Here is a 15,723-nt window from a genome sequence, read left to right as displayed (position 1 = left end):
TTCACCGGCCGCGGCGCAGGTAGCGCCCGACGGGGTCGCCGGCGATCGCGCCGTCCTTGTAGACGTGGTTGCCGCGCACGAAGGTGTCGGTGACCCGAGCGGTCATCGCGAACCCCTCGAACGGCGTGTACTCCTGCGTCGACTCGGAGTCGGCGGCGCGGACCGTCCAGCTGGCGTCGGGGTCGACCAGGGCGATGTCGGCGTCGTAGCCCTCGGCGATGGTGCCCTTGTTGACCAGCCCGTAGCGGCGGGCCGGGTTCCAGGACGTGAGCCGGGCCGCCCGCTGGAGCGGCAGGCCGCGCTTGAGGCCCTCGCCGACCAGGCCGGGCAGCAGGTACTCGGCGCCGCCGAACCCGGACTTGGCGAGGAAGATGTCGTCGCGGTCGGCGCCGAACTTCATCTCGTCCCGGCAGCACGCGTGGTCGCTGACGACCCAGTCGACCTCCCCGGCGAGGACGTGCCGCCACAGCGCCTCGACGTCGGCGCGGTCGCGCAGCGGCGGGTTGACCTTGCCGCCGAGGCCGTGCGCGGTGTCGACGTCGGCGAGCAGGTGCCCGATGGTGACCTCGCGGCGGAAGTCGATGTGCGGGAAGGCGCCCGCCATGGTGAGGGCGGCCGACAGGGCCTTCTCGGACGACAGGTGCAGCAGGTTGATGTTCGGCAGGCCCGTCTCGTGCGCGAGGTAGGACGCGATGGTGACGGCGAGGCCCTCCGAGTGCGGCGGGCGGGACGCGCTGTAGGCGCGCAGCCCGGTCAGCTCGCCCTCCTGCTCGACCATCCTGGTGTAGGCGGTCATGATCTCGGCGGTCTCGCAGTGCAGCGACAGCGAGATGTGCGGCGCGTACTCGGCGAGCTGCTCGCGGGCCCGCTGGATGCCGCGCATGACGAACTCGAAGTGCGCGATGTCGTAGCGCTCGTCCGGCGGGGTCATGAGGAAGTCGCTCTGGCTGGACGAGCGGCCGTGCAGCCCGTGGCTGCCGTAGAACATGAAGATCTTGAACGAGGTGACGCCGTGCTCCTCGACGAGGTAGGGGATCTCGTCGATGTGCTCGGCCATCATCGGCGCCAGGTGGAAGGCGTAGTCGACGTAGGCGTTGCCCTGCGCGGCGCTCAGCACCTCGGGGAAGAACTCGCGGTACGGCCCGCCCTTGTTCAGGTAGTACTGGCCGGTGCGCATGTAGGTCAGCGACGTGGTGACGCCGCCCTGGGCGCTGGCGCGGCTCTCGGTGCGGGTGTCGGCGGACAGCTCGTTGTAGATGCCCCAGTGCTGGTGGGCGTCCACGACGCCGGGGAACGCCAGGCGCCCGCCCCCGTCGACCACGGTGGCGGCGTCGTCGGAGGGCAGGTCCGGGGCGACCCGGACGATCGTGCCGTCGTTGACGGCGATGTCCGCGCGCTCCGGCTCGGTGCCGTCGGGGGCGTCGGGGCGGACCACCCGCACGTTCTTCAGCAGCAGTTCGGTCGTGGCCATGGTGTACTCCTCAATTCTCGCGGGGGGTCGTGCGGGCGACGGCGCCTGCCGCCAGGTAAGCGAGCCCGAAGGCGGGCAGGAGGCCGTTGCCGGGCAGGTAGCCGTCGGCGCCGTGGCCGGAGATCCCGGCGGCGGCGCCGCCCGCCGCGTACAGGCCGGGGATCGGCCGGTCCGCGGAGTCGACGACGGCGGCGTCCTCGTCGACGATCAGGCCGCCCTGGGTGTGGAACAGCGCGGGGACGACGCGGACGGCGGCGTACGGGGCGGCGAGGGGCCGCTCCCAGTGGGTGCGGCCGTGCTCGTCGGGGCGCTCGCCGCGCGCCGCGGCGGCGCTGGCCGCCAGCTCCTCGGCGAGGGCGTCCGGCGGCAGGCCGGTGGCCTTGGCGAGGGCTTCGGCGTCGCCGGCCCGGACGAGGACGCCCGACTCGACGGTGTCGCGGAAGTCCTTGAACCGCTGGCACTGCTCGAAGACGGTCTCGTCCAGGACGATCCAGCCGGTGGAGCCGGGCCGGGCGGCGAGCTCGGCGGCGTACTCGGAGTAGCCGCGGGTCTCGTCGCCGAACCGGCGCCCGCCGAGGTCCACCATGATCGCGCCGTGGATGATCGTGGCCCAGCCGACGAGGGTCCCCGCGCCGGCGGCGACGGCGCCGTGCCCCTGGTAGGCGTCCAGGTAGCCGGTGGCCGCGCCGAGGCCGCCGCCGATGCGCAGCGCGTCCCCGAGCGACTGGTCGCTGCCCTGGTACAGGGCCCCGGCGATCTCCGGCAGGTGCCGCTCGACCAGGGCGCGGTCGGCGCCGAAGCCGTTGGTGGCCAGCAGCACCGCCCGGGTGGGGATCTCCTCGGTCGTCCCGTCCGGGTACTGGACGACGGCGGCGCGCACCGCACCGTCCGGGCCGGTCGCCACGTCGGCGAGCCGCGCCGGGACGAGCAGGTCGATGCCCGGGTGCTCGCGGACGCGCCGGGCGAGGTGGTCGATCACGCTCGACCCGTGCCGCCCCGGGACGGAGTGGCAGCGCGTCACCGAGTGCCCGGGGTAGTTGAAGTCGGTCACCAGGGACAGCGGCAGCTCCACCGAGTCGGCGAGCCACTCCACGAGCGGGGCGCTGACCTCGGCGAGGGTGCGGGCGAGCCGGGCGTCGGCGCGGCCCTTGGTCTTGGCCATGATGTCGGCGACGAACCGGGCCGGGGAGTCGTGGACGCCCTCGGCCGCCTGCCAGCGCGAGCCCGCGCCGGGGAACATCGCGGTCGACATCGAGGTGTTGTTGCCGCGCCGGAAGTGCTCGCTGGCCTCCACGACGACGACGCTGAGGCCGAGCTCGGCGGCGCGCAGCGCGCCGGCGAGCCCGCCGCCGGCTCCGGCGACGACGAGGTCGGGTCCGTCCGTCACGCGGCTCCCTCCGCGGTCATGAGCCGGAGGGCCAGGGCGGTCGGGTCGACGACCCGGGCCGCGAACCGGTCCTCCCCGACGTCGACGGCCGAGCAGCCGTTGATCACGGCCTCGGCGCCCGCATTGGCGAGCGCGTCCACGGCCTCGCCGAGGGCGGCGTTCCAGGCGGCGGCGTCGGCGACGGCGTCGAAGGGCAGCTCCAGCACGGCGATCCCGGCGACGTACTCGTCCAGGCCGTAGCCCTTGAGGCGGCGGCCCAGCTCCGCACCGATCGCCTCGTTCCGCACCACCGCACCAAACCGAACATTCTTCGCAGAAAGGTGCATACTACTCAGCTTCAGCAGCCCGATCGGCCGCACGCCCGGACCGGCCGGGCCGGAGGGGCCGTCCGGGACGGCCGGGTCGAGCACGCAGTCGGGGAAGGCGAGGTCCCACCCGTCCCCGGACGCGGCCAGCGCGGCGGCGACCTCCCGCTCCGACGCGCGGATCGCCGCCTCGTCGTCCAGCGAGCCGGGCGCGGCCGGGCCGACGTCGCGCAGCTCCACGGTCAGGCCCGGCGGGGCGAGCCGGTCGTAGCGGGCCTGCCGCCGCCGGACCTCCCCGGGCGGCAGATGGATCGGCGTCACGGCCAGGGCGCGCGTCACTTCGGCTCCTTCGTCTCGTCTCCGGCGAGGCCGCGCAGGCGCTCGCCGGCATGGTCCAGGCGCGGCAGCTCGCGGGAGAGCGCCGCCGCCCGGTCGATCAGTTCGTCGCGTCCCGGCAGCCACCGGCGCAGCATGGCCAGGACGTCCCCCTCGTCCAGGGGGCGGTGGTCGGCGTCGCCGACCGGGTTCGGGACCTCGCGGGTCCGGACGGCGCCGTCGTCCAGCTCGACGGTGACGCGGGCGGCGCGCTCGTCCGGCAGCCGCGCGGTCAGGTCGGCCGCCTCGGCCAGCCGGACCCGCCGCGCCAGGGCGCGCAGGGCCGGATCGCCGAGGTCGGCGCCGGGCGCGACCTCACCGTGCAGCAGCGCGGCGGCCACGGCGAACGGGGTGGAGAACATCGCCGACAGCCGGTTCTCCCACTCCGGCGACGCCAGCCCGGCGCCGAGCGCGTGCGTCTCGACCAGCACGCCCGTGATCCGGGACGGGTCGAGCCCGCCGCGCAGGCCGAGGACCGCGTCGGCGGCGGGATGGGTGAACGAGCAGGACGCGTGCCTCTTGAAGTAGCCGCGCGTGATGTCCCAGCGCTCCCCGAGCCCGCCGGTCAGCTCCGCCGCGTCGAACTCGCCGAGCAGGGTGCCGAGCGACAGCGCGGCGGTGCCGGTGTTGCGGGCGAGCCCGGCCGCCGCCATCCGCGCCGCGGCCAGGCCCGACATGTTGGACGCGCCCATCCACGCGTCCCGCACCGGGTTGCCGTCCGTCGCGGAGGAGAAGTGCCCGGCGACCGGCAGGCCCGCCCCGGTGTCGATCGCGGCCGCGGCGGCGTCCGGGCCGAGGCGCAGCAGCCGCGCGCAGCCCGCGGCGGCGCCGGCGACGCCCCAGCTGCCGTGCGGGTGCGCGCCCGGCCGCAGCCGGGACGCCCGCCCGAACCGGGACGCCACCTCGTAGGCGGCGAGCAGCGCCGCCGCCGTCTCCGCGCCGGAGGCGTCCCGCTCGGCGGCCAGCGCCAGCACGGCCGGGAAGCCGTGCGCCGCCGGATGCCCCTTGGCGTACTTGTTGCCCTCGTCCAGCTCCAGGCAGACGAGCGCCACGGCGTTCAGCCAGGCCGCGGCGTCGACCGAGGCGCACCGCCCGGCCCCGATCAGCGGCGCGGGCCCGGCGGGGGCGTCCCACGCCGCCCGCAGCGCCCGCGTCTCCGCCAGCCCGGCGCCGAGCGCGGTCACGCCGATCGCGTCGAGCAGCACCAGGGAGAGCCGGTCGAGCACCGGGCCCGGCACGTCCGCGACGTCGAGGCCCGCGACCCACTCCCCCAGCCGGGCCGTCGCGGCCCCCGCGTCCGTGTCCATCACGGCCCCCGCTTCTCTCGCAGCCCCCGCATCCGTCAAAGCCCCAGGTACGCCTTCCTGACCTCGGCGGAACCGGCCAGCTCGGCGCCGGTCCCGTGCAGGACGGTCGAGCCGCTCTCCAGCACGTACGCGCGGTCGGCGATGCCGAGGGCCTGCTTGGCGTTCTGCTCCACCAGCAGCACCGCGACCCCGGTGTCGCGGATCCGCTTGACCGCGTCGAGCATCGCCCACGTCAGCTTCGGGGACAGGCCGGTGGACGGCTCGTCCAGCATGAGCAGCTTCGGCCGGGCCATCAGCGCGCGGCCGATCGCGAGCATCTGCTGCTGCCCGCCGCTGAAGGTCTGCGCGACCTGGTGGCGCCGCTCGGCGAGGACGGGGAACAGCTCGAACACCTCCCGCATCGCCCCCTCGACCTCGCCGTGCGGGCGGGTCCAGGCGCCCATCCGCAGGTTCTCCTCAACGGTGAGGGTGCCGAACAGGGCGCGGTCCTCGGGGACGTGGACGAGCCCGTCGCGGACGAGCTCGTCGGGGCGGCGCCCGGCGGTGGACGCGCCCGCGAACGTGATCGTCCCGGCCATGGGCCGCAGCTGCCCGCACACCGCGCGCAGCGTCGTGGTCTTCCCCGCGCCGTTCGCGCCGACGAGCGCGACGATCTCGCCCTCGCCGAGGCGCAGGTCGACGTCGTGCAGGATCTGCATGCGCCCGTAGCCGGCGCAGAGCCCGTCAAGCCTCAGCATCGCCGGGCTCCTCTCCGAGGTAGGCCTCGATCACGCGGGGGTCGGAGGTGACCTCCTCGGCCGAGCCGGTCGCCAGCACCCGGCCCTGGTCGAGGACCAGGACCCGGTCCGACAGCCGCATCACGGCCGCCATGATGTGCTCGATGAACAGCAGCGTCGTGCCGTCCTCGTCGCGCAGCGCCGACAGCAGGTCCAGGACCGGCTCGCGCTCGGACGGGACGAGCCCGGCCAGGACCTCGTCCAGCAGCAGCACCTTCGGCCCCATCGCCAGCGCGCGGGCCAGCTCCAGCCGCTTCAGCCCGGCCGTGGGCAGCTCGGTGGCGTTGCGGTGCGCCCACTGGCCGAGGCCGACGCGCTCCACGACGTCCATCGACCGCTTGCGCAGCCGGTGCGGCGACGCCCGGCGGTGCTGGGCGGCCAGGCTCACGTTCTCCAGCACGGTCATGCTGCCGAAGGGGCGCATGAGCTGGAAGGTGCGGACCATCCCGGCGCGGGCGATGCGGTCCGGCGAGGAGCCGGTGACGTCCCGGTCGCCGAACACGACCTGCCCGGTGTCGGGGGCGAGCGCGCCGCAGATGACGTTGAACAGGGTCGTCTTCCCGGCGCCGTTCGGGCCGATGATGCCGAGGATCTCCCCCGGCTCGACCTGGAACCCGACGTCCGACAGGGCGCGCAGGCCCCGGAAGTCCTTGCCCACTCCGGACACGTTCAGGATGCTCATCGGCGCCACCTCGCGGAGATCGTGCCGACGATGCCCTTGGGCAGCAGCCGGACGATCAGGATCAGCAGGACCGCGTAGACCGCGACGTCCAGGCCGCTGCGGCCCTGCAGGAAGTCCAGGAAGCCGGGCGGGGTGCGCAGCAGCGTCGCGGTGACGTCCGACAGCGCCCCGAGGATGACCGCGCCGACGATCGGGCCCCACACGGTGCCGATGCCGCCGATGACCACGGTCGCGATCGCCTGGATCGACACCGACGACCCGAACGCCAGGTCGGGGTTCACGAACAGGTAGTACTGCGTGTAGAAGGCGCCGGCCACCGAGGTGATCGCGGCCGACAGCGCGACCGTGAGCAGCTTGTACCGCAGCACCGGCGTGCCGAGGGACGCCGCCGCCAGCTCGTCGTCGCGGATCGCGGTGACGTAGCGGCCCGTCCGCGAGTGCAGGAACACGATGCTGACCGCCGCGGCGGTCCCGGCGAGGCCGAGCGCGATCCAGAAGTAGGCGGGCGAGTCCGCCGCGAACTGGATCTTCCAGAACGACGAGCCCTGGATCAGCGGCACGGTGAACCCGACCGCCTTGTTGGTGAACTCGCTGGTCGTGACGATCAGCCGGAGCATCTCGGCGAACGCGAACGTCGCCAGCGCGAAGTAGGCGCCCTGCAGCCGGTAGCGGAACGCGAAGTACCCGATGACGACGGCGACCAGGGCCGCCACCGCCATCCCGGCGAGCATCCCGATCCACGGCGACACGCCGTGCTCCACGAGCAGGTAGGCGCTGGTGTAGGCGCCGAGGCCGAAGAACGCCGCGTGGCCGAAGCTGAACATCCCGCCGAACCCGCTCATCACGTTCCAGCCGATGGCCATCAGCGCGAAGATCAGGATGCGGACCGCGACGGCGCCCTGCGCGGGCGGCAGCACCAGCGGCAGCGGGATCGCGACGAGCAGCAGCACCCCGAGCACGGCGAGCTGCCGGTGGTGCGGGCGCAGCGGCGGCGCCTTCGCCGGCCGGGCGCCGTCCGCGTCCGCGCGCCGGGTGAGGGTGATGCCCGTGCCCGCCGCGCCGCCGGCCGGGCCGGTGCCGGTCGTTCCGGTATCGGTCATGCCCGCCTCCCGAAGAGGCCCTGCGGGCGGAGGAACAGCACGACCACGAAGACCGCGAACACGCCGAGCAGCGAACTCTGCCCGTCCATGTAGATCGTGGTGAGCTGCTCGACCAGCCCGATCAGCAGGCCGCCGACGAGCGCGCCGGCGACGTTGCCCATGCCGCCGAGCACCACGACGACGAACGCGGTGATGTTGAACTGCTCGCCGAGCGTCGGGGTGACCGTGACCAGCGGCGCGGCGAGCACCGCCGCGGCGCCGGCGCAGGCCGTCCCGATCGCGAAGGTCAGGGTGTGCACGCGCCGGACGTTCACGCCGACCAGCTCGGCGCCCTGCCCGTTGGCGGCGACCGCGCGGATCGCCGTGCCGAACCGGGTGCGGCGCAGCAGCCAGAACAGCACCGCGCCGATCGCGATCGCGCCGAGGAAGGCGTACAGCCGGGCGCCCGACACGACCGCGCCGAACAGCGAGAACTGGAAGTCGCCGGGCAGCGCCACGTTCTTCGGCTCGGCGCCGAAGAACATCAGCAGGCCGTTCTCCAGCAGCAGCGACAAGCCGAGCGTGATGAGCAGCTGGTTCTCCAGCGACGCGCCTCCCGCCCCGCTGAGCAGGCCGCGGTGCACGGCCGCGCCCAGCAGGAACAGCGCGGGCACCGCGACGAGCAGCGTCAGGTAGGGGTGGGCGCCGGTGCCCTGCACGACGCCGAACGCGATGAACATCGCGATCGCCAGCAGCGCGCCGTGCGCGAAGTTGACGATGTCCAGCACGCCGAAGATCAGCGTGAGGCCCATCGCGATGAGGCCGTAGAGCCCGCCCATCAGCAGGCCGGTCACCACCGACTGCCAGACGACCAGGCCGCTGCCGGACTTGATCAGGGCGACCGCGATCGCGACCGCCACCAGGCCGCCGGTGACGGCGGCGCGCTTGAGGACGGCCCCCGTCCCGGCGCCGCCCGGCAGCGGGCGGCGCCGGGCGGCGGGGGGTGGGGACTGCGCCTTGGTTCCGATGTTGCTCATGACCGCCACGTCACCGAGTAGTTGGGCTGGGATTCGGCCTTCTCCGCCGGGTAGACCTGCTTGACCTCGCCGTCCTGCACCTGCATGAGCACGGGCAGGGCGGCCTCGTTGTCGCCGTTGGGGGCGAAGGAGATCGGGCCGGTGCCGACCGTGAGGGGAGCGACGCTGGAGGACGCGATCGCGTCGCGCACCTTCTCCGCGTCGGTGGAGCCGGCGCGCTCCACCGCCTGCGCGATCACCTGGACCGCGTCGTAGGCGAGGACGGCGCCGGTGCGCATGGGGGCGCCGAAGCGCCGCTGGTACTCCTCCCGCAGCTTCGCGGTCTGCGGGTTCTTGGCGTCGAAGTGGTAGTTGGTGCTGAAGATCCGCTCCGCGACGGGGCCGGCGTCGGAGACGAACTTCGGCTGGTCGTAGGCGCCGTTGGACACGCCCCAGACCGCGTTCAGGTCCGGCTTCACCGCGGCGACGGCCTTGGCGGCCAGCAGGCTGTCGCGGTAGTAGCCGGCGACGGCGAGGACGTCCGCGCCGGACGCCTTGACCTGCGTGACCTGCGCCGTGAGGTCGGACACCGTGAGCGCGTCGTAGCTGATGTTCGGTCCGACCTGGATGCCGAGCTTCTTCGCCGCCGCCGTGAACGCCTCGGCTGCGCCGCTGCCGAAGTCGGTCTGCTCGTGCAGGAACGCGACCTTCCGGACGGGCTTGCCCGCCCGCTCGGAGACCTCCTTGAGGTAGCGGGCGGCGGCGCCGGCGATGGCGGCGCTGCCGGGCTGCACCCGGAAGGAGTACCGGTAGCCGTTGGCGAAGATCGCGTCGGAGGCGGTGACGTCCATGACGAACGGCACCCGGTTGCGCTCGGCGACGACCGCGGCGTTCGTGCTGACGGCGCTCTGGTAGGTGCCGACGAGGCCGACCGCGCCCTCCGAGATCAGCCGCTGGGCCTCGCTCTGCCCGACCTCCGCCTTGCCCTGGGTGTCGCCGGTGGTGAGTTCGACCTTGCGGCCGCCGAGCGACCTGATGCCGCCCGCGGCGTTGACCGCCTCGACGGCGAGCTGCGCGCCGCGGCGCATCTGCTGGCCGTCGACCGCGTTGGCGCCGCTGACCGGATGCAGCGCGCCGATCTTGACCGGGCCCCGGTCGCGCCCGGCGGCCACCCCGGCCGCGCCGGACGGCGCCGAGCCGCCGCAGCCGGCCGCGGCGGCCAGGACCGCGCAGGCGCCGAGCCCGGCGGCGAGCTTACGAGCCCACATTCACCTCTCCCGCCCTATCTGCCCGGTGATCGTTCCGCTAGGAGGAACACCAGGTCACTGATGCGTCATCGTGGCACCCGTCACGCCAATCGGTCAATATGTGGGCGAAACTTGACGTAACTCACCGTGCGGTGCCACCTTGAGACGTCCGGGGCGCCTGCGCGAACCGGTGGAGCTGTCCATCCTCGTTTCTCTAAGCGGAACGATCGTCCGTGAAGGCGGTACCGTCCATGACCGACGCGCTGTCCGGAGTCCGGGTCCTCGACACGGCCACGCTGTTCGCCGGTCCGCTCGCCGCGACGCTGCTCGGCGACTTCGGGGCCGAGGTCATCAAGATCGAGCACCCCAAGGGCGACCCGGTGCGCAGCCACGGCGCGCAGCGCGACGGCGTCGGGCTCTGGTGGAAGATGCTCGGCCGCAACAAGAAGGCGATGACGCTCTACCTCGGCGCGCCCGAGGGCCAGGAGCTGTTCCGCCGGCTGGTGGCCGACGCCGACGTGGTGATCGAGAACTTCCGGCCGGGGACGCTGGAGCGCTGGGGCCTCGGCTACGACGAGCTGAAGCGGATCAACCCGGGGCTGGTGCTCGCCCGGGTCACCGGGTTCGGGCAGATCGGCCCCTACGCCAAGCGCCCCGGCTTCGGCACGCTCGCCGAGGCGATGAGCGGGTTCGCCGCGATCACCGGCGAGCCGGACGGCCCGCCGACCCTGCCGCCGTTCGGCCTCGCCGACGGGATCGCCGCGCTCACCACCGCGTTCGCGGTCATGACGGCGCTGCGGGCGCGGGAGGCGACCGGCGAGGGCCAGGTCGTCGACCTGGCCATCATCGAGCCGATCCTCACCCTGCTCGGCCCCCAGATCATCACCTACGACCAGCTCGGCGAGCTCCAGGCCCGCACCGGCAACCGGTCGCACAACAACGCGCCGCGCAACACCTACCGGACCCGCGACGGCAGCTGGGTCGCGATCTCCACCAGCGCCCAGTCGATCGCCGAGCGGGTGATGCGGCTGGTCGGCCGGCCCGAGCTGATCGACGAGCCGTGGTTCGCGACCGGCGCGGAGCGCGCCCGGCACGCCGACGTGCTGGACGAGGCCGTCGGGTCGTGGATCGCCCAGCGCGACCGCGACGAGGTCGTGAAGGCGTTCGAGGACGCCCAGGCCGCCGTCGCCCCCATCTACAACGCCGCCGACGTCATGGCCGACCCGCAGTTCGAGGCGCTCGGCTCCATCGCGACCGTCCCCGACGACGAGCTCGGGCCGGTCAAGATGCAGAACGTGCTGTTCCGGCTGTCGCGGACGCCGGGGCGGATCGAGTCGGCAGGGCCGCCGCTCGGCGCGCACACCGCCGAGATCCTCGCCCGCTACGGGGTGGACGAGGCCGCGCTCGCCGAACTGCGCGGCAAGGGCGTGGTCAAGTGACCCCGCGGTCCTGGCTGTACGTGCCGGGCGACCGGCCGGACCGCATCGGCAAGGCGCTCGCGTCCGGCGCCGACGCGGTGATCCTCGACCTGGAGGACGCGGTCGCGCCCTCCGCCAAGCAGCAGGCGCGCCGCACCGTGGTCGACGCCCTCGCGGCGGGGAACTCCGCGTACGTGCGGATCAACGCGCCCGGCACCCCCGACGGCGCCGACGACATCGCGCTCCTCGCGGCCGCGCCCGAGGCGCTCGCCGGCGTCCGCGTGCCCAAGTGCGAGGACCCCGGCGAGCTGCGCCGCGTCGCCGACGCGCTCGGCGTGCCGGTGTTCCCGATCCTGGAGTCGGCGCTCGGCGTGGAGAACGCCCTGCGCCTCGCGACCGCGCACCCGCTGGTCGCCGGGATCTCGCTCGGCGAGGCCGACCTCGCCGCCGACCTGCGCGCCGGCGGCGAGGCGCTGGCCTGGCCGCGCTCGCGGGTCGTGGTCGCGGCCCGCGCGGCGGGGCTGCCGTCCCCGGCGCAGAGCGTGTGGACCGCCGTCCGCGACCTGGACGGGCTGCGCGCCGACACGCTCGCGGGCCGCCGGGCCGGGTTCTTCGGCCGGTCGGTGATCCACCCCGCGCAGATCCCCGTCGTCCACGAGGCGTGCGTCCCCGACCCGGACGACGTCGCGTGGGCGCGCGACCTCATGAGCCAGCTCACCGAACGCGCCGCGGCAGGCGGCGGCGCCGCATGGATCGACTCCGCCGGCCGGTTCGTGGACAAGGCCGTCGTCGAGCGCGCCGCCTGGCTGCTCGACGCCGCCGCGTCCGCCGAGTCCGCCGCCCGGCCCGTCAAGGAAGGCCAGAAATGACCACGCAGGACCCGCTGCTCGCGGCCGTCGCCGGGGGCGTCCGGCTGATCGAGCTTGGCCAGCCGTTCTTCACCGGCATGCCCTGCTCCCCCAACCACCCCGGGTTCCGGATGACGCTGATCCGGCGGCACGGCGACATGGAGCGCCCGGACGGCGGCTCCGCCGCCAACGAGATCATCGTGACCGGCGGCCATGTCGGCACGCACATCGACGCGCTGTCGCACGTGAGCCACAACGGCGAGCTGCACGGCGGGATCTCCGCCGCCGACGCCCAGCGCGGCGGCGCCTTCACCAGCCACGGGGCGGAGAACCTGCCCGGCCTGCTGCGCCGCGGCGTCCTGCTGGACGTGGCCGCCGTCCACGGGGTGGCGACGCTGCCGCCCGGCTACGGCGTGACCGTCGAGGACCTGGAACTGGCCGCCGAGCGCGCCGGCGCCGAGCCCGGCGAGGGCGACGTCGCGCTCGTCCGCACCGGCTGGGCCCGCAACTTCGGCGACACGACCGCCTACCTCGGCAAGGAGACCGGCGTCCCCGGCGCGACCCCGGCCGCGGCGCGGTGGCTGGCGGAGCGGCGGATCGCCGCGACCGGCGCCGACACCACCGCCTACGAGCAGATCCCCGAGGGCGCGGGCCACGCCGTCCTGCCGGTCCACCGGATCCTGCTGGTCGAGTCGGGGATCTTCATCCTGGAGCACCTGAACCTGGAGGCGCTCGCCGAGGCCGGGCTGCACGAGTTCGTGTTCGTGCTGGCCCCGCTGCGGATCAAGGGCGGCACCGGCTCCCCGGTCCGGCCGCTCGCGGCGGTGTCGGCATGACCGCCGGGACCCCCGTCCAGCGGCTCGCCGGGCTCGCCGCCGCCACCGCGGCCGGCGGGCTCCCGCCGGAGCTGCGCGACGACGCCGCGCGCCGCGTGCTGGACGTCCTCGGCAACAGCCTCGCCGCGACCGCGGAACCGCCCGCGCGGGCCGTCGGGGAGCTCGTCGGCGAATGGGGCGGCGCGGGCCGCGCGACCGCGATCGGCACCGGGACGCGGCTGCCCGAGCCGAGCGCCGCGCTGCTGAACGGCACGCTCGCCCACTCCCTGGACTTCGACGACACGCACCTGCCGTCGGTCCTGCACCCGTCGGCGTCGGTGGTGCCCGCCGCGCTCGCCGCGGCCGAGGCCCGGGGCGCGTCCGGCGCCGCGCTGCTCGACGCGGTCGGCGTCGGCGTCGAGATCACCGTGCGGCTCGGCATGGCCGGGTACGACCGCGAGCTCGGCAACTCGGTGTTCTTCGAGCGCGGGCAGCACGCCACCGCGATCTGCGGCGCGGTCGGCGCCGCCGCGTCCGCCGCGATGCTGTCCGGGCTGGACGCCGACGGCATCGCGCACGCGATGGGCATCGCCGCGAGCATGGGCTCGGGGATCCTGGAGGCCAACCGCACCGGCGGCACCGTCAAGCGGATCCACTGCGGCTGGGCCGCGCACGCCGCCGTCACCGCCGCCGGCCTGGCCCGCACCGGCATCACCGGCCCGCCGACCGTCCTGGAGGGCCGGTTCGGGTTCCTCCAGGCGTTCTGCGGCGACCAGGTCGACCTGGACGCCCTGACCTCCGGCCTCGGCGAGCACTGGGAGCTCCCCGGGATCTTCTTCAAGCCCTACCCGTGCAACCACTTCACCCACGCGGGCATCGACGCCGCGCTGCGGCTGCGCGAGCGGGGCCTGGACCCGGCCGCCGTCGAGTCGGCCGAGCTGGGCGCGCCGACCCCGGTGCTGCGCACGATCGGCGAGCCGCACGAGGACAAGATCCGCCCGAAGTCGGGGTACCACGCCGCGTTCTCCGGCCCCTACACCGTCGCGGCGGCGCTGCTCGGCGGCGGCGGGCTCGGCGTCTTCCACGAGGACTTCACCGACGAGGCCGCCGCGGACCCCGACCGGCTCGCGCTGGCCGCGAAGGTCCGCTGCGTCCCCGACGCCCGCTGCGACGAGATCTTCCCGCACCAGTTCCCGGCCGTCCTGCGGGTCCGCACCCGCGCCGGGGACCTGCTGGAGGAGCGGGTGGACGTCAACCGGGGCGGCCCCGGCAACCCGCTGTCGGCGGAGGAGCTGGCGACGAAGTTCCGGCTGAACGCCTCCCGGCGGGTCACTCCGGAGCGGGCCGAGGAGATCACCTCCCTCACCTACGGGCTCGCCGGGGCCGCGGACGTGGGGCGGCTCACGTCCCTGCTGGAGTAGCCGCCCGTTAGGCTCGCGGATCATGAAGCATCTCGGCATCCTGGCCCACAGCGCGGAAGGCGCCGCGCTGTGCTTCCGCACCTTCTGCCATGAGGGTTTCCGCGAGCTCGGCCCCGACGACCACCCGGACGTGACGCTCGACCTGATCGCGCTGGCCCGCAGCATGCCCGCCTGGGACTCCGGCGACCACGACGCGGTCAGGGAGGTGCTGGCCGAGAGCGCCCGCCGCCTGGCGGCGGCGGGCGCCGACTTCTTCGTCTGCCCCGACAACACCGCGCACATGGCGCTGGAGCGCCCCGGCGACGACCTCGCCCTGCCCGGCCTGCACATCGCGGGCGTCGTCGCCGACCGGGCCGCCGCCGACGGCCGCACCCGCGTCGGCGTGCTCGGCACCAGCTACACGATGGACGGCCCGGTCTACCCGCGCGAGCTGGCCGCGCGGGGCATCGCCGCCGAGGTCCCCGGGCCCGCCGACCGGGAGACCGTCCACCGGATCATCTTCGACGAGCTGGTCAACGGGGTGATCACCGAGAAGTCGCGGCGCGCGTACGTCGAGATCATCGGCCGGCTGGCCGAGCGCGGCTGCGACGCGGTCGCGCTGGTGTGCACCGAGATCCCGCTGCTGGTCACCCCGGACGTCTCGCCGCTGCCCACTCTCGACTCCACCCGCCTGCTCGCCCGTGCCGCCTTCGAGACCGCCACCGGCCGCAGGCCCCTGCCCACCTGGCGCGGCGGAAGCTTCGACGGCCGCTGAAACAAGGCGGACCTAGGGTGAGCGTGGAGGGGGCCACATGGACTTCAAGGACCTGCACTACGGCGACCGCCCGCTGGTGCTGCCGAACGCCTGGGACTTCGCGAGCGGCGCCGCGCTGGCCGAGGCGGGCTTCCCGGCGGTCGGGACGACCAGCCTCGGCGTCGCGGCCGCGGCCGGGAAACCGGACGCCGAGGGCGGCACCCGCGCCGAGACCCTCGCGCTCGCCCGCGCCCTGTCCCGGCTGCCCGTGCCCGTCACCGTCGACATCGAGGGCGGGTTCTCCGGCCGGATCGCCGACGTGGCCGACCTGGTCACCGAACTGGCCTCGTTCGGCATCGCCGGGATCAACCTGGAGGACGGGCGCCCCGACGGGACGCTGGCGCCGCTCGACCACCAGGCCGCACTGATCGCCGCCGTGAAGCGGGCCGCGCCGCAGGTGTTCCTCAACGCCCGCACCGACACCTTCTGGCTCGGCGACCCCGACCGCGAGGAGACCCTGCGGCGGGCGGCCGCGTACGCGGCGGCGGGCGCGGACGGGATCTTCGTCCCGGGCATCGCGGACGACGCCGACATCCGGGCCGTGCTGGAGACGGCGGAGCTGCCGCTCAACGTCCTGTACCTGCCGGGCAGGACCGGGTACGAGCGGCTCGCGCGGCTGGGCGTGCACCGCATCAGCACCGGGTCGCTGCCGTTCCGCGAGGCGCTCCGCGCCGCGGTGACCGCGGCACTCGGCGTCACCGGAGCGGACGCGGACGGCTCCACGCCCTCCTACGCGGACGTGCAGCGCCTCATCGCCGGACGGTGACTCCGGCGGCGGGGCGC

The 15,723-nt window shown here is 74.6% G+C and carries 15 protein-coding genes; 6 read left to right on the top strand and 9 right to left on the bottom strand.

Going from position 1 to position 15,723, the window contains the following annotated elements; translation table 11 throughout:
• Nucleotide 1: 1 nt before the first annotated feature.
• From CHF16_RS10885 to CHF16_RS10845, 9 genes are read right to left on the bottom strand one after another with little or no spacing between them, the layout of a single operon-like run.
• The gene (locus CHF16_RS10885; RefSeq protein ID WP_089325848.1) at nucleotides 2-1,471 is read right to left on the bottom strand and encodes a dihydroorotase; all 1,470 of its coding nucleotides are present in this window, start codon (nucleotides 1,469-1,471) and stop codon (nucleotides 2-4) included.
• Between the two features lie 10 nt (nucleotides 1,472-1,481).
• Nucleotides 1,482-2,858 carry an FAD-dependent oxidoreductase gene (locus tag CHF16_RS10880; RefSeq protein WP_089325847.1) on the bottom strand — a complete coding sequence of 459 codons (1,377 nt, stop codon included), beginning with the start codon at nucleotides 2,856-2,858 and terminating at the stop codon, nucleotides 1,482-1,484.
• Nucleotides 2,855-3,502: a hydantoin racemase gene (locus tag CHF16_RS10875; RefSeq protein ID WP_089325846.1), complete on the bottom strand. Its 648-nt coding sequence runs from the start codon at nucleotides 3,500-3,502 to the stop codon at nucleotides 2,855-2,857. Before CHF16_RS10875 ends, CHF16_RS10880 begins: the two co-directional genes overlap by 4 nt.
• Nucleotides 3,499-4,845 (bottom strand): MmgE/PrpD family protein, encoded by a 1,347-nt coding sequence (locus tag CHF16_RS10870; RefSeq protein ID WP_089325845.1) that lies wholly within the window; start codon nucleotides 4,843-4,845, stop codon nucleotides 3,499-3,501. The genes CHF16_RS10875 and CHF16_RS10870 overlap by 4 nt, the downstream gene beginning before the upstream one ends.
• 35 nt (nucleotides 4,846-4,880) lie before the next feature.
• Nucleotides 4,881-5,582, bottom strand: coding sequence for an ABC transporter ATP-binding protein (locus CHF16_RS10865; protein ID WP_089326005.1), 702 nt, complete (start codon nucleotides 5,580-5,582; stop codon nucleotides 4,881-4,883).
• On the bottom strand, nucleotides 5,569-6,303 hold the full coding sequence (locus CHF16_RS10860; RefSeq protein WP_179271478.1) for an ABC transporter ATP-binding protein: 735 nt from the start codon (nucleotides 6,301-6,303) through the stop codon (nucleotides 5,569-5,571). The genes CHF16_RS10865 and CHF16_RS10860 overlap by 14 nt, the downstream gene beginning before the upstream one ends.
• A complete protein-coding gene (locus CHF16_RS10855) occupies nucleotides 6,300-7,403 on the bottom strand; it encodes a branched-chain amino acid ABC transporter permease (RefSeq protein WP_089325843.1) in 1,104 nt (367 codons plus the stop codon). The genes CHF16_RS10860 and CHF16_RS10855 overlap by 4 nt, the downstream gene beginning before the upstream one ends.
• A complete protein-coding gene (locus tag CHF16_RS10850) occupies nucleotides 7,400-8,419 on the bottom strand; it encodes a branched-chain amino acid ABC transporter permease (RefSeq protein ID WP_089326004.1) in 1,020 nt (339 codons plus the stop codon). Before CHF16_RS10850 ends, CHF16_RS10855 begins: the two co-directional genes overlap by 4 nt.
• A complete protein-coding gene (locus CHF16_RS10845) occupies nucleotides 8,416-9,666 on the bottom strand; it encodes an ABC transporter substrate-binding protein (protein WP_089325842.1) in 1,251 nt (416 codons plus the stop codon). Before CHF16_RS10845 ends, CHF16_RS10850 begins: the two co-directional genes overlap by 4 nt.
• Nucleotides 9,667-9,896: 230 nt before the next feature.
• On the opposite strand from CHF16_RS10845, the gene CHF16_RS10840 reads away from it, so the two are divergent.
• The 6 genes from CHF16_RS10840 to CHF16_RS10815 are packed head-to-tail and all read left to right on the top strand — an operon-like array spanning nucleotide 9,897 to nucleotide 15,706.
• A complete protein-coding gene (locus CHF16_RS10840) occupies nucleotides 9,897-11,084 on the top strand; it encodes a CaiB/BaiF CoA transferase family protein (RefSeq protein WP_089325841.1) in 1,188 nt (395 codons plus the stop codon).
• Nucleotides 11,081-11,932, top strand: a complete 852-nt coding sequence (locus tag CHF16_RS10835) for an HpcH/HpaI aldolase/citrate lyase family protein (RefSeq protein ID WP_089325840.1) — start codon at nucleotides 11,081-11,083, stop codon at nucleotides 11,930-11,932. The genes CHF16_RS10840 and CHF16_RS10835 overlap by 4 nt, the downstream gene beginning before the upstream one ends.
• Nucleotides 11,929-12,747 carry a cyclase family protein gene (locus CHF16_RS10830; protein WP_089325839.1) on the top strand — a complete coding sequence of 273 codons (819 nt, stop codon included), beginning with the start codon at nucleotides 11,929-11,931 and terminating at the stop codon, nucleotides 12,745-12,747. The genes CHF16_RS10835 and CHF16_RS10830 overlap by 4 nt, the downstream gene beginning before the upstream one ends.
• Complete coding sequence (locus tag CHF16_RS10825; RefSeq protein WP_089325838.1) at nucleotides 12,744-14,147, top strand: MmgE/PrpD family protein; 1,404 nt, start codon at nucleotides 12,744-12,746, stop codon at nucleotides 14,145-14,147. Before CHF16_RS10830 ends, CHF16_RS10825 begins: the two co-directional genes overlap by 4 nt.
• 22 nt (nucleotides 14,148-14,169) lie before the next feature.
• The gene (locus tag CHF16_RS10820; RefSeq protein ID WP_089325837.1) at nucleotides 14,170-14,901 is read left to right on the top strand and encodes an aspartate/glutamate racemase family protein; all 732 of its coding nucleotides are present in this window, start codon (nucleotides 14,170-14,172) and stop codon (nucleotides 14,899-14,901) included.
• Between the two features lie 37 nt (nucleotides 14,902-14,938).
• Nucleotides 14,939-15,706 carry an isocitrate lyase/PEP mutase family protein gene (locus CHF16_RS10815; RefSeq protein WP_089325836.1) on the top strand — a complete coding sequence of 256 codons (768 nt, stop codon included), beginning with the start codon at nucleotides 14,939-14,941 and terminating at the stop codon, nucleotides 15,704-15,706.
• Nucleotides 15,707-15,723: the final 17 nt, after the last annotated feature.

Origin of the sequence: Actinomadura meyerae, assembly GCF_900188445.1 — a bacterium.
Classification (GTDB): Bacteria; Actinomycetota; Actinomycetes; order Streptosporangiales; family Streptosporangiaceae; genus Spirillospora; species Spirillospora meyerae.
The sequence above is the reverse complement of the archived record's forward strand: the minus strand, read 5'-3'. Positions and strand labels throughout refer to the sequence as shown.